The 13,590-nt window shown below is 72.6% G+C and carries 11 protein-coding genes, 1 tRNA gene and 1 pseudogene; 9 read left to right on the top strand and 4 right to left on the bottom strand.

From position 1 onward, the window contains the following. Positions 1-141: 141 nt before the first annotated feature. The 3 genes from OG534_RS05310 (at position 142) to OG534_RS05300 (ending at position 4,853) form a co-directional block, all read left to right on the top strand. Positions 142-1,560, top strand: coding sequence for a family 2B encapsulin nanocompartment shell protein (locus OG534_RS05310; RefSeq protein WP_326586907.1), 1,419 nt, complete (start codon positions 142-144; stop codon positions 1,558-1,560). Positions 1,561-1,818: 258 nt separating this feature from the next. Further along, positions 1,819-3,474, top strand: coding sequence for a glycoside hydrolase family 71 protein (locus tag OG534_RS05305; protein WP_326586906.1), 1,656 nt, complete (start codon positions 1,819-1,821; stop codon positions 3,472-3,474). Positions 3,475-3,644: 170 nt separating this feature from the next. Next, complete coding sequence (locus OG534_RS05300) at positions 3,645-4,853, top strand: aminotransferase class V-fold PLP-dependent enzyme (RefSeq protein WP_326586905.1); 1,209 nt, start codon at positions 3,645-3,647, stop codon at positions 4,851-4,853. Here OG534_RS05300 and cobF read toward each other — a convergent pair. Next, positions 4,840-5,592, bottom strand: coding sequence for a precorrin-6A synthase (deacetylating) (cobF, locus tag OG534_RS05295; protein WP_326586904.1), 753 nt, complete (start codon positions 5,590-5,592; stop codon positions 4,840-4,842). The genes OG534_RS05300 and cobF overlap by 14 nt on opposite strands. Before the next feature lie 18 nt (positions 5,593-5,610). On the opposite strand from cobF, the gene OG534_RS05290 reads away from it, so the two are divergent. Genes OG534_RS05290 through OG534_RS05275 form a run of 4 tightly spaced genes read left to right on the top strand, consistent with a single transcriptional unit; the run spans position 5,611 to position 8,973 of the window. Beyond that, positions 5,611-6,366, top strand: coding sequence for a (Fe-S)-binding protein (locus OG534_RS05290; protein WP_326586903.1), 756 nt, complete (start codon positions 5,611-5,613; stop codon positions 6,364-6,366). A gap of 17 nt (positions 6,367-6,383) precedes the next feature. After that, entirely contained in the window at positions 6,384-7,874 is a 1,491-nt protein-coding gene (locus OG534_RS05285) for a lactate utilization protein B (protein WP_326593469.1), read from the top strand. After that, on the top strand, positions 7,871-8,551 hold the full coding sequence (locus OG534_RS05280) for a LutC/YkgG family protein (RefSeq protein ID WP_326586902.1): 681 nt from the start codon (positions 7,871-7,873) through the stop codon (positions 8,549-8,551). Before OG534_RS05285 ends, OG534_RS05280 begins: the two co-directional genes overlap by 4 nt. A 26-nt stretch (positions 8,552-8,577) precedes the next feature. Continuing rightward, positions 8,578-8,973, top strand: a complete 396-nt coding sequence (locus tag OG534_RS05275; protein WP_326586901.1) for a VOC family protein — start codon at positions 8,578-8,580, stop codon at positions 8,971-8,973. On the opposite strand, the gene OG534_RS05270 is transcribed toward OG534_RS05275, so the two are convergent. Continuing rightward, positions 8,950-9,345 carry a DUF309 domain-containing protein gene (locus OG534_RS05270; protein WP_326586900.1) on the bottom strand — a complete coding sequence of 132 codons (396 nt, stop codon included), beginning with the start codon at positions 9,343-9,345 and terminating at the stop codon, positions 8,950-8,952. The genes OG534_RS05275 and OG534_RS05270 overlap by 24 nt on opposite strands. A 202-nt stretch (positions 9,346-9,547) precedes the next feature. Between OG534_RS05270 and OG534_RS05265 the strand changes: the two genes are divergently transcribed. Beyond that, a tRNA-Pro gene (locus OG534_RS05265) sits at positions 9,548-9,621 on the top strand. 31 nt (positions 9,622-9,652) lie between these two features. Here OG534_RS05265 and OG534_RS05260 read toward each other — a convergent pair. After that, entirely contained in the window at positions 9,653-11,053 is a 1,401-nt protein-coding gene (locus tag OG534_RS05260; RefSeq protein WP_326586899.1) for a tyrosine-type recombinase/integrase, read from the bottom strand. 265 nt (positions 11,054-11,318) lie between these two features. Here OG534_RS05260 and OG534_RS05255 point away from each other — a divergent pair. Continuing rightward, positions 11,319-11,640, top strand: a pseudogene (locus OG534_RS05255) (cation transporter); the annotation flags it as partial. A 474-nt stretch (positions 11,641-12,114) separates the two neighbouring features. Here the strand turns inward: OG534_RS05255 and OG534_RS05250 are convergent. Further along, the gene (locus OG534_RS05250; RefSeq protein ID WP_326586898.1) at positions 12,115-13,380 is read right to left on the bottom strand and encodes a hypothetical protein; all 1,266 of its coding nucleotides are present in this window, start codon (positions 13,378-13,380) and stop codon (positions 12,115-12,117) included. Between the last annotated feature and the right edge of the window lie 210 nt (positions 13,381-13,590).

Below are 13,590 nucleotides of genomic sequence, written 5' to 3'. Positions count from 1 at the left end.
GTTCGCACAGGCGTGCAGGGCTTCAACCGCCCGCGATTTTCAACAGCCCCCGGGCCGGCGCGGCTACCGCACGTGACGCCCCGCGCCGCACCGTGAGCGTGCAGCACGCTCCGCGTGGACCGACGCAGGGAGGAACCCCGCATGACCGCAGAGGCGCAGCCACTCCTGGACCCCGCCGACGACCGGCGGCTGAGCCTGAGCACCGCCGCGGCCCGCAATCTCGCGACGACCACCAAGTCCGTCCCCCAGATGCAGGGCATCAGCTCGCGCTGGCTGCTGCGCATGCTGCCCTGGGTGGACCTGGGCGCCGGCACCTACCGCGTCAACCGCCGGCTGACCCACGCCGTCGGGCGCGGCCGCGTCTCCTTCGTCCAGGCCGGCGCGGACGACGTACGCATCCTCGCCCCCACCCTCACCGAGCTGCCCGTCCTCAAGGGCTACGCCGACTCCGCCGTACTGGAGGAGCTGGCCCTGCGCTTCGTCACGCGCGACCTGCGCGCCGGAGACGTCCTCGTCGAGGCGGGCGCCCCCGTCGCCGAGGTGTTCGTCATCGCCCACGGCCGCTTCGAGAAGCAGACGCCGGGCAAGTACGGCGGGAGCGAACTCCTCGGCGTCGTCACCGACGGCGACCAGCTCGGCGACGACGCCCTCGGCCAGGCCGACCCGCGCTGGGGCTACGGCGTACGGGCCACCACCGCGGCCACCGTCATGGTGCTGCGCTGGAGCTCCTTCCAGGAGGTGCTCGGCCGCGCGGCGAGCCTGCGGGCCCACCTGGAGCAGTACGTCGAGAACGGCCGGCGCCCCGTCAACCGGCGCGGCGAGGCCGACATCGAACTCGCCTCCGGGCACGCGGGCGAGGCCCTGCTGCCCGCCACCTTCGCCGACTACGAACTGCAGCCGCGCGAGTACGAGCTCAGCCTCGCCCAGACCGTGCTGCAGATCCACACGCGGGTCGCCGACCTCTACAACGACCCGATGAACCAGTTCGAGCAGCAACTGCGCCTGACCGTCGAGGCGATGCGCGAACGCGAGGAGTCCGAACTGCTCAACAACCGGGAGTTCGGCCTCCTGCACAACGCCGACTACGGACAGCGCATCAGCACCTGGTCCGGCCCGCCCACCCCCGACGACATGGACGACCTGCTCAGCATGCGCCGGGGCACCGCGTTCTTCCTCGCGCATCCCAAGGCCGTCGCCGCCTTCCTGCGCGAGTGCAACAAGCGCGGCCTCGTCCCGCAGACGGTCGAGGTCCACGGCAAGCAGGTGCCGTCCTGGCGCGGCGTCCCGCTGCTGCCCTGCGGCAAGATCCCGGTCGTGGGCGGCCACACCAGCTCGATCCTGGCCCTGCGCACCGGGGAGGACAACGGAGGTGTCATCGGCCTGCGCCCGGCCGCGATCCCGGAACAGGTCGAACCGGGCCTCAACGTCCGCTGCATGGGCATCGACCAGAAGTCGGTCATGTCCTACCTGGTCAGCTCCTACTACTCGGCTGCGATCCTCGTGCCGGACGCCATCGGGATCCTGGAGAACGCCGACATCGCCGCCCCCCGCTCCGACTGACTCCGACTGACTCCGCCGGACGGGGCGCACGGGCGGACGGGGCTGCGTAGTTCCCGTGGTCCGCGTGACGTACGTGCCCGGGGCCCGGCCCCTGGGAACGGTTGTCCGGAAGCCGGTAATGGGCTCTACTGCTGTGCAGCCCCCACTCGGGGCATATTCGCGGGAGGGACCAGGATGACAGCGGACCGGCGAACGGACCGGCGAGCACGGCGCCGGGCGGCGCGGCGGACGGAACACACGGACCGGGCGGCCGGGCCCGTGTCCCACCGGCGCCGGCCCGCCGTCCGCGGCGGCAGGCCGCTGCTGGCCCTGCTGCTCTCCGCCTTCTTCCTGGTCGGGGTCTGCGCGGCCACCGGCATCGCCTGGGACCCCCTCAGCGCGGGCGCCGCGGGCAGCCGTTCGGCCCCGGCCGCAGACGTCCCGTGGTCCGCCGGCCCCGGCGACGCCCCCGGCCCGGCCTCCTCGCCACCGGCCACGCCGCCGCCCACCAAGGGCGCGGCCGCCAAGGGCAACCCCAAGGGCGCCACCGACACCGGGGCCGAGCGCCCCACCGGCGCCCTGCCCTTCGACATGCCCCAGCCGGCCGCCCTGCGCTCCGGCGAAGCGGGCAAGAAGCTGGTGTTCGCCCACTACTTCACCCCGTACCCGCTGTCCCTCGACAACGCGGGCGCGGACAACGACTACTACACCCGCAACTACCTGAACCCCGACGGCGAGAGCGGAAAGCACGGGAAGTACGGCGGCCTGCTGCGCGACCGGCCGCTACCCGTGGCGCCGAAGAGCGGCGACTGGGAGTTCGCCAACCTCCAGCAGGAGGTGCGCACGGCCCGCGCCGCGGGCATCGACGGCTTCACCCTCGACCTCCTCTCCCTCTCCGGCAAGAACTGGGACCGCTCCAACCTGCTGATGGCGGCGGCCCGCTCGGTCGACCCGGCGTTCAAGATCATGCTGATGCCGGACATGACCTCGCTGAAGACCGACGACCCGGGCGTGCTCGCCGGGGCGATCGCCACGCTCGCCGACGCCTCCTCCGCACACCGGCTCCCCGACGGCCGGCTCGTCGTCTCCCCGTTCAAGGCGGAGGAGAAGAGCGTGGCCTGGTGGACCGAGGTCATCGGCATCCTCAAGGCCGAGCACGGCATCCGCACCGCCTTCGTCCCGCTCTTCCTCGACTTCGGCGCACACAGCGGCGAGTTCGCCCCGATCAGCCACGGCTTCTCCGAATGGGGCAGCCGCAGCTACGTAGGCCAGGAGAGCTCCACGCGCGACGTCCAGCGGGCCCACGGCATGGGCAAGATCTGGATGCAGCCCGTATCGGTCCAGGACGCCCGCCCCAACCAGGGCATCTACGACGAGGCAGGCAACACCGCGACCCTGCGCGCCACCTGGACGCGCGCCATCGAGGACGGCGCCGACTGGGTGCAGCTGACCACCTGGAACGACTACTCGGAGGGCAGCCAGTTCGCGCCCTCCCTGCACAACGGCCACGCCTACCTGGACCTGACCTCGTACTACCTGACCAAGTTCAAGACGGGCAGCTGGCCGAAGATCGTCCGCGACACCGTGTACCTCTCCGCGCGCACGCAGTTCGCCCACGCCGATCCGACGGGCGACCAGTCGCTGGTGATGTCGCTGCGCAAGGGGAGCGCCCCGCCCCGCGACAGGGTGGAGGTGCTCAGCTTCCTCACCGGACCCGGGGTCGTCCGGACGACCGTCGGATCAGCCCAGGACAGCCACGAGGCCCCCGCGGGAATCCACTCCGAGCTGCTCCCGCTGAAGGCGGGGACGAGCGCGGCGCACGTCGTCCGGGGCGGGAAGGCCACGGCGAAGGTCGAACTGCCGTACCGGGCGGACCACACGGTGGAGGTACAGGACCTCCAGTACTACGCGGCGACGAGCGGCCGCGAGCCGTAGGCCCCGGCGGGGCTGTATTTCAGCCCCGCCGGCGTTTGAGGCGCGGGGTCTGGGGCGGAGCCCCAGGTGCCCGGGCGGAGCCCGGGGCCCTGCGCGGCGGCGCTCTTTCCGGCTGTGGCGGCGCCGGGAGATGATCCGGGCGACAGCCACCCCGCATCCCCGGAGGAACCGTGGCCGAGCAGACACGCCCTGCCGATCCCGATCTCCCCGCCGAGCCGCCCGCAGGGCACCCGCACCCCGCGGAGTTTCCCGGCGGGCCCGCACTCTTCCGCCTCGACCCCCGCGTCGCCCACCTGAACCACGGTTCCTTCGGCGCGGTCCCCGTGCCCGTCCAGGAGGCGCAGGCCGCGCTGCGCGAAGAGGCCCACGCCGACCCGGACGCCTTCTTCCTCGCCGTCCCGGACCGCCTCGCCGCGGCCCGCGCCCGGATCGCCGCGCACCTCGGCGCCGACCCCGACGGCATCGCCTTCATCTCCAACGCCACCGAAGGCGCCAACCTCGCCCTCGACGCCGTCCCGCTCGCCGACGGCGACGAGATCCTGGTCACCGACCACGGCTACGGCACCGTCGTCGCGGCCGCCGCCCGCCGCGCCCCGGTCACCACCGTGGCCCTGGATCCCCACCTGCCCGACGAGGACGCCGTACGGGAGACGGTGCTGGCCGCGCTGACGCCCCGTACGCGCGTGGCCGTACTCGACCACATCAGCTCGCCCACCGCCCGGCTCATCGCCTCCCCCCGGCTCCTCGCCGACCTGCGGGAACGCGGGGTCACCACCGTCGTCGACGGCGCCCACGCGCCCGGCATGCTCGCCGACCCCCTCGCCGGCGGCGCCGACTTCTGGTTCGGCAACCTCCACAAATGGGGGTACGCGCCCTCCGGCAGCGCGCTCCTCGCCGTCGCCCCGCAGCACCGCCACCGGATCCGGGCACTCGTACCGTCCTGGGAGGACCAGCACGGATTCCCGCGGTCCATCGAGAACCGCGCCACCGCCGACTACACCGGCTGGCTCGCCGCCCCCGAAGGGCTGGACCTTCTCGAACGCCTCGACGCGACCAAGGTCCGGGCCCACAACAGCGCCCTCGCCGCCCACGGTGCGGCGCTGCTCGCCGAGATCCGCGGGCTCACGCCGCTCCCGTACACCGCCGGCCTCGCCATGCGCACCCTGCGCCTGCCGCCCGGGGTCGCGGACACCCCGGACCGCTCCCGCGCACTGCGCGAGGAACTCGCGGCACAGTTGCGCATCCGGGTGCTGATCTGGCCCCGGCAGGGCGGCGGCGGCATCCGGGTCTGCGGGCAGATCTACAACCTGCCCGAGGAGTACGCCCGCCTCGCCGCCGCCCTGCCCGACTACCTCGCCAGGGCCGTCAGCCGCGCCTGAGCAGGTACGTGTCCATGATCCAGCCCTTGCGGGCGCGGGCCTCGGTGCGCAGCTCCTCGATCCGCCCCGCGACCTCCGCCAGCTTTCCCGAGACCAGGATCTCGTCCGGGGTGCCCACGTAGGCCCCCCAGTAGATGTAGAGGTCCTGGTCCAGGTGGGCGGTGAAGGCGTGCCGCGCGTCCAGCATCACCACCACGTCGTCCACGTCCTGCGGCCAGCCCGCGGCCAGCCGGCGCCCGGTGGTGATCTGGACCGGGCGCCCGACCCGGTTCAGGTTGGTCCGGTGGCGCGCCAGCAGCGCCGAGATGCTGCTGATGCCGGGCACGACCTCGTGCTCGAAGGCCACCCGGCCGCGCTCCAGCACCTCGTCGAGGATCGCGAGCGTGGAGTCGTAGAGCGAGGGGTCGCCCCACACCAGGAACGCCCCGGTCTCGCCCTCCGCCAGGTCCTCTTCGATGAACCGCTCGAAGAGCGCGGCCCGCGCGCTGCGCCAGCCGTCCACCGTCGGGGTGTAGTCGGCGGGGGTCCGGTCCCGGTCAGGGTCGCGGCCCTCCACCAGCCGGTGGCCGGGGCGGGCGTGCGCGTCGAGCATCGCGCGCCGCAGCCCGGTCAGATCCGCCTTCTCCTCGCCCTTCTCCAGGATGAGAAATGCGTCCGCCGCGCCGATCGCCTTGACCGCCTGGAGGGTCAGGTGGTCCGGGTCGCCCGCGCCGATGCCGATCACTGAGAACTTCTTCACCCGGCTATTCTGCCCGTCATGCGCGTCGCCCTGTTCGTCACCTGCGTCAACGACGCGCTGTACCCGCGGACCGGCATCGCCGTCGTACGTCTCCTGGAGCGGCTCGGCGTCGACGTGGACTTCCCGGCGGGCCAGAGCTGCTGCGGGCAGCCGCAGTACAACACGGGCTACCGGTACGAGACCGAACCGCTGCTGCGGCGCACGGCGGAGGCCTTCGCCGGCCACGCCTACGTGGTCACGCCCTCCGGGTCCTGCGCGGCGATGATCCGCGAGCACTACCCGCGCATCGGCCGGAAGGCGGTGGGGGAGGGGCGCGGCAGCGAGCTCGCCGCGCTGGCGGAGGACCTCGCGCCGCGCGTGTACGAGCTGACCGAGTTCCTGGTCGACGTGCTCGGAGTGACCGACGTGGGCGCGTACTTCCCGCACACCGTCACCTACCACCCCTCGTGTCACGGCCTGCGCGGCCTGGGACTCGGGGACCGGCCGCGGCGGCTGCTGGCCGCGGTCAAGGGCCTGGACCTGGTCGAGCTGCCGGGCGCCGAGGAGTGCTGCGGCTTCGGCGGCACCTTCGCCGTCAAGAACCCGGACGTCTCGACCGCCATGGGCGCCGACAAGATCGCCTCCGCGGCCGCCACCGGCGCCGAGGTGCTGTGCGGGGCCGACAACTCCTGCCTCGCCCACCTCGACGGCCTCCTGCGCCGCGCGGACGCCCCGCTGCGCACCCTGCACCTCGCGGAGATCCTGGCCGCGACCGAGGAGGAGCCGCTGCCGTGACCCGTACCCACCTGGGCATGCCCGCCTTCCCCGCCTTGCCCGCTTTCCCCGCCTTTCCCGACGCGGCCCGCGACGCCGTACGGGACGACGTGCTGCGCGCCAACCTCCGGCACGCCACGCACACCATCCGCGACAAACGGGCCCGGGCGGTCGCCGAACTGGAGGACTGGGACCGGCTGCGGGCGGCGGGCAAGGCCGTCAAGGACCACACCCTGCGCCACCTAGACCGCTACCTGCTGCAGTTGGAGGAGGCCGTCACGGCCGCCGGCGGCACCGTCCACTGGGCCGCCGACGCCGACGAGGCCAACCGGATCGTCACGGAGCTCGTCCGGGCCACCGGGGAGCGCGAGGTCGTCAAGGTCAAGTCCATGGCCACGCAGGAGATCGGGCTCAACGAGGCGCTGGAGGCCGCCGGGATCGCCGCGTACGAGACCGACCTCGCCGAACTCATCGTGCAGCTCGGCCACGACCGCCCCTCCCACATCCTCGTTCCGGCCATCCACCGCAACCGGGCCGAGATCCGCGACATCTTCCGCACCGAGATGGGGAACTGGGGCCGCCCGGCGCCCGACCCGCTCGGCGACGACCCGCGGGACCTCGCCGAGGCGGCGCGCCTGCACCTGCGCGAGAAGTTCCTGCGCGCCAAAGTCGCCGTGTCCGGAGCCAACTTCATGGTCGCCGAGACCGGCACGATGGTCGTCTTCGAGTCCGAGGGGAACGGCCGGATGTGCCTGACCCTGCCCGACACCCTGATCTCGGTCGTGGGCATCGAGAAGGTCGTCCCGACCTTCCGCGACCTGGAGATCTTCCTGCAGACGCTGCCGCGCTCGTCGACGGCCGAGCGGATGAACCCGTACACGACGATGTGGACCGGGCTGGGCCCTTCGAGAGGGGCGGACGGCGACGGCCCCTCCGCCTTCCACCTCGTCCTCCTCGACAACGGCCGCACCGACACCCTCGCCGACGAGACCGGCCGCCAGGCCCTGCGCTGCATCCGCTGCTCCGCCTGCCTCAACGTCTGCCCGGTCTACGAGCGCGCAGGCGGCCACGCCTACGGCTCCGTCTACCCCGGGCCCATCGGCGCCATCCTCAGCCCCCAACTGCGCGGCACCGGCAGCGCGATCGACGCCTCGCTGCCCTACGCCTCCACCCTGTGCGGAGCCTGCTACGAGGTCTGCCCGGTCGCCATCGACATCCCGGAGGTCCTCGTCCACCTGCGCGAACGGGTGGCCCAGGGAGGCCCGGCGACCCGGGACGGCATCCGCGTACGGATCCGCCCCGCGCAGCGCCACACCGCCGAACGGGCCGCCATGCGGGCGGCCCGGCTGCTCATGGACCACCCGGGCGCCCTGCGCGCCGCGGAGCGGCTGCTGGCCCGGGCCCGTCGGCTGGCGCCCCGCAGGCTCCCCGGCGCCGGGCGGGCCTGGACCGACACCCGCGAACTGCCCTCACTCCCGGCGGAGTCCTTCCGCGACTGGTGGGCCCGAGAACGGGGGAACCCGCAGTGAGCAGCAAGGACCGCATCCTGGCCCGCATCCGCCGGGCCGTGCCCGCGACGGGGCCGGGCGCGGGCTCGGGCTCGGGCTCGGGAACGGACCCGGGCTCGGACCCGTATGCGGAGATCCCGCGCGACTACCTCCACGTACACGGCGCGCGCACCGCGCAGCAGCGGGTGGACCTGCTCGCGGCGAACCTGACCGAGTACCGGGCGCGGGTCCACCGCACGGACGGGGACGGCTTGCGTGACGTGCTGGGGCGCCTGCTGGCGGACGCCCGGTCGGTGCAGATCCCGCCGGAGCTCGGATTCGGCTGGCCGGCGGGCCTGTCGACGACGGTGGTACACGACCGCGCGGCCCAGTCGCCCCGGGAACTGGACCGGGTCGACGCCGTGGTGACCGGCTGCGCCCTCGCCATCGCCGAGACCGGCACGATCGTCCTCGACGGCGGCCCGAGCCAGGGCCGCCGCCGCATCACCCTGGTCCCCGACCACCACATCTGCCTCGTGCGCGTCCCCGACCAGGTCGTGGACTCCGTCCCGCAGGCCCTGCCGCTCCTCGACCCGACCCGCCCGCTGACCTGGATCTCCGGCCCCTCGGCGACCAGCGACATCGAACTGGACCGGGTGGAAGGCGTCCACGGCCCCCGCAGACTGGACGTGCTCCTCGTGGCCCCCTCCCAGGAGTGAACCGGGCCGCCCGCACAATAGGGGGCATGCCCTCCCACATCGCCCTCACCGCCCTCGTGGTCCACGACTACGACGAGGCCATCGACTTCTACACGCGCGCCCTCGGCTTCGACCTCGCCGAGGACACCGCCCGCCCGGACGGCTCCCGCTGGGTCGTGGTCCGCCCGCCCGGCGCCACCGAGTCCGCCCTGCTGCTGGCCCGCGCCAAGGACGACGCCCAGCGCTCCCGCGTCGGCGACCAGACCGGCGGCCGCGTCGGCTTCTTCCTCTACACCGACGACTTCGCGCGCGACCACACCCGGATGACAGCCGAGGGCGTGCGCTTCCTGGAGGAGCCGCGCCACGAGGCGTACGGCTCCGTCGCCGTCTTCGAGGACCTCTACGGCAACCGCTGGGACCTACTCCAGCCCGCCGCCCGCTAGCCGGGGCGCTTCCCGTACGGGATCGACCGCCGGAGCGCCGTCGTCCGCCACCCGGCCGGCCAGCTCCCGGGCCCACCGCACCAGCCCCGGTACGTCGATCCCGTACGGCCCCCCGTCCAGCTCCTCGATCCCGGCGGCCCCGCGCCGCAGCAGCCGCGCCCCGCCGACGGCGTTCCCGCGCGCCGCGTGCGTCAGCCCGACCGCGAGCTGCGCGAGCCCCCGCCAGAGCGGGGCCGCAGCCTCGGGCCCCGACTTCCAGGCGTCCTCGAAGACCTCGTGCGCGTGGAACGGCATCCCGGCGTCCAGCAGCCGCTGCGCCTCCCGCACCGTCTCCGAGGGCGAACGCACCACGCCCTCGGCCTGCCGCTCCACCCCGGGCGCCCCGTAGGGCAACGGCCGCCCCAGCCCATCCCTCGGCCGCGCGCTCCGCGCCCGCCCTTCAACGTCCCGATCCCGTGCGTTCACCACCCCATCCTCCCCCTCGCCGATTACCCGTGCATGCACACCCCTCGGCGTGGGGTAATGTTCTGCATGTGCCGCCGAGCACGGGGAAACCCGCAGGTCGAAGGTACAACGGGACGTGGCGCAGCTTGGTAGCGCACTTGACTGGGGGTCAAGGGGTCGCAGGTTCAAATCCTGTCGTCCCGACTGTGCTTTATGCACGTCGGAGGCCGTTCTCTCATCCATGAGAGGGCGGCCTTTTCCATGCCCGGAGTCCTGGTGGTCGCAGTGTGGTGGCACGCCCGGTTCGGGGCTGGTCCGCCGTGGTGCTGAATGCGGGCGTGGCGGGGGAGTGGAGCCGGTTGAGGGCTTCGCGGAGGTGCTGGACGTGGTCGCGTGGTGGTCGCAGCCGCTCCAGCCAGGCCCGTCGGTCGTTTCGCTTCTGGGCCCGGGTGAGGGTGTGGTCGATGGTGTCGACGGCTTCGCGGGCGGCTTGTTGGGTGAGGTGGCTGTAGATGTTGGCCGTGGTCGAGAGGGTGGAGTGCCGCAGGGTCTTGGAGATGACGGTGAGGGGGACGCCGGCGGTGATGGTGATCGTGGCGGCCAGGTGCCGCAGGTCGTGAACGGTCACCCGCGGTACGCCGGCTTCTTGGGAGAGTTGCCGGAGCCGGTCGAGGACGGTGTGGAGTCGCAGGGGTCGGCCGTCGGGTCTGCAGAAGACGAGTCCGGTGAATGGATCGCTGGGATCGCTGTGGCGGCGGGCCCTTGACCGGGCTCGGTGCTCGAGTGCGGTGGCGACGCGGGGTGAGACGGCGACCCAGTTCCGACGGGTACGGGTCTTGGGCGTGGTGATGACGAGGTGGTTGTTGTCGATCGCCGAGAGCGTGCAACGTACATAGAGGACACGCTCGGCCAGGTGGACATCGTCCCAGTGAAGCCCCAAGGCCTCTCCTTTGCGCATGCCGGTGCCGATGAGGAGCTCGACCAGGTCGGCCATGTCCGGGTCTGCCTGATGGCAGTGCTGGAGGAAGCGGACGGCCTCGTCCGCGGTCCAGATCCGTCGCTCGGGCGACGGTGGCCGGTGAAGTGCCGGGGGACTGGCGGGGTTGTGGGCGAGGCGATGCTGGCGGACCGCGTCACCGAGAGCGCTGGAGAGGGTGGCCAGGCAGCGGTAGAGGGTGGTCTTGCCGCGGCCTGCGGCGAGCTCGCTGGTGACGAACGCGGCGATGTGCCGGTGCCCGAGCTCGTCCAGCTTGAGGGTGTCGAAGGCGGGCGCGAGGTCGTTGTGGACGTAGTCCCGGTAACGGGCCATGGTGGTCGGCTTGAGCACGAGGGCCTTGGCGGCGAGCCAGGCGGTCAGGTAGTCGTCGACGCTCTGGTTCGGGTCGGCGTTGAACCCGCCGGCCTCGCCCTCCAGGAACCTCCGCAGCGCCCCCTCGGCCGCGTCGTGGCTGACGAAGCCGCCACGGCGGACGGTCGTCCGGCGGTGGCGCGGTGCCGGGACGTCGACGGCGAAGGTCCACGTCCCGTGGTCACCGTCGGCGAACAGGTGCGGGCAGTGCGCTCCGAGCTGGTGACGCAATGTGTCGCGGCAGCCACACCTGCGGTAGATGCGGCCGCGCTCGGCGGTGGTACGCATGGGGATCGCCTCCAGGAGGCGGAGGAAGGGCCGACACCTCCAGTCTCGTGCGACCACATGCGACCACCACGATCCATGCGCCCCCTGTGACCTGCGTTTTCCCCCTGTCTTTGCGCCAAGGGCAGCGCCTTGACTTACCTCCGCAGACGCCCAGGAGATTCTTCGTCTGCTGGCGGTACAGACGCCGCACCAGGCTGACCAGCCATAATGGCGGACGCTGGGCCAAGTTCCCGCCTCCTGGCCCGCGAATGGTCCGGATCTTGCTGCGCTGATCGGTTTCGGCCTGGACTCGGTCATCGAGGTCTCCTCGGCCGCCGCGGTCGCCTGGCAGTTCTCCGGCCGCGACCACGCTGTCCCCCGAGGCACGGGAGAAGACCATCCTACGGATCATCGCCTTCTCGTTCTTCGCGCTCGCCACGTACGTCGCCGTCGACGCCGTCCTGCCGCTCTCTGGCACCGGAGAGGCCGAGCGGTCCATCCCCGGTATCGTGCTCGCCGCTCTGTCCCTGGCCGTGGTGCCGTTTCTGTCGGCCGCCCAGCACGAGGCCGGGCACGAACTCGGCTCCGCCTCGGAGGTTGCCGACTCGGACGCTTCCAGGGTGCGACCACAGGCGACCACCGCGCTCCCGAGGCCGCCGCGACCAGTGCCTTTCCCTTGTTAGCGCTCGATGAGCGGCTTGGAACCGCCGGGCCGGGTGCCGGGGAGCGTGCGCCCACTGCACCCGCGTCGCTGCCCTGCACAAGGGTTCACGATGTCCGGTCGTAGGCACCGGCTGAGGATGGCGGCTTCGGATCGCAGCGGCCGCAGTCCGGAGCTCGGGGCGCAGCAGGCCAGGTGCGTTTGGTCCCGAGGCCGTCGACGAGCACCGTCTCCGGTCGTCTCGCCGGTACAGCGGCCAGGTCCGGCCCCGCCTACCCCGCGCAGCGGTACTCGCAGCGGGCCGGCGGCACCAGCTCAAGGCCTCGGGCCGTCGCCGCGGTCTACGGACGGCCGTGGCGCTCGACGGGCTGCCCGGGCGGTGAGGCTGCGGAGCGGGTGCCCTGTCTTCGCCGCACATGCTTCAGGTTGCGGGTGTGGCCGTCGTCTGTTCGTCGGTCAGGCGGGCCCGCCAGTCCCTGACGTAGTCGTCGGGCATGGACGCCAGGCGGGCGATTTCCCCGTCGCTGCGCCCATCGGACCAGGCCAGGATCCGTGTCACGGTGCGGTTCCGTGCCGCGCGGAAGTCCTTGAGCATGTTCTCGAGGCGTTCGACTTCCTCGGCTTCGCGGACGAGCTGCTGGTCGACGGCGGAGCGTTCCTCGGCGCGCAACCGGCGCAGATGGGCGTCCAGGCCCGTCAGGACCAGACCCTCCTCGTGCGCGGAGTTCTGGAACCCTTCGGCCAAGGCCGCCAGCACGCAGTCGGGGACGTCGGCGAGGGTGGCCCCGGGGGGCTTGGCCGCCTCCCAGGTGCCCCGACCCGCCTCTGTCGTCTCCAGCCAGACGCGGGCGTCTGTCGGAACACGGTCGCCGCACGCCTGCGCGCGGTAGGCGTACAGGGCGGCACGGTGGCCGTAGAAATTGAAACCGTCCTCGATCTGCCGGTCGGCGGCGCGGCACATCCGCCCCGGTACACCGCCATAGCCGCTCTCGGGACTGTAGCCGGCGTAGGCATCGAGTTCCGCGTCCGTGGCCAGGCCCCAGGAGGGATCGCACAGACCGGGGTTCATGGCGAGGAACGCGCCGACCTCGACACGCCAGGCAGGGATCGGTGTCGTGCGCAGCCTGGGCCAGCGGAGATCGCCGGAGGGATCGAAGGTGTGGGTCGCGGCCTGCTCGATGTCGTCCCAGGCGGTGGCGGCCTCGGCCGACCACTCCAGTTCGTCGCCCGGTCCGATGCGGTGGATGGAGTCCACGAGCCGCTGCACGGCGGGGAGTATGCGCAGGGCGAGCGCGTGCAGTTCCTCAGCGGTGAAGAAGCGCCAGGAGCAGCCGCGCTGTTCGTCATGGGCCAGGTGGCCGAGCAGCTGCACCATTATTCCGGAGGCCGGGACGGCCCCGTCGCCGAGTGCCCTGCGGGGGAGGCCGGGGAGCTGGCTGCCGAGGTCTTCGGACGGGGCCCGCCAGTCGATGTCGCCGAACCATACGGCGCCGTCGCGTGCGTCCACTGCCACCCACTGGTGGTAGCCCGCACCCGGGCCGTAGCGCTGCTCCTGCTGCTCGGCGTGCTCGTCGTGCCATACGTACTCGCCCGGAGGCGGGTCCAGCTCCACGGCCATGAAGCCGTCCTCGGGGCGGTAGCCGGTGAGGACGCGGGCCGTTCGCGGCGCACTGTCGGCGGCGGTCATGAGGGGGTTCCTCTCGCTGGAACGTCAACCGCCGCAAACGTAGGGCGCCCGCCACACAATAGTTTAACTTTCAGCCACCGCGTCCGGTAGTCGGACAAGCCGGGAGAACTGGCGTCACCACCCGGTCTACGCGCGTGCGGCCGCCGTCAACTTGGCGCATTTCACGTGGGTTCACGCTCCGTTCGCCTCCGGTGGCCGCCCGCCGCAGCC

Source organism: Streptomyces sp. NBC_01294, from assembly GCF_035917235.1.
In the GTDB taxonomy this organism is placed as follows: Bacteria; Actinomycetota; Actinomycetes; order Streptomycetales; family Streptomycetaceae; genus Streptomyces; species Streptomyces caledonius.
The sequence above is the reverse complement of the archived record's forward strand: the minus strand, read 5'-3'. Positions and strand labels throughout refer to the sequence as shown.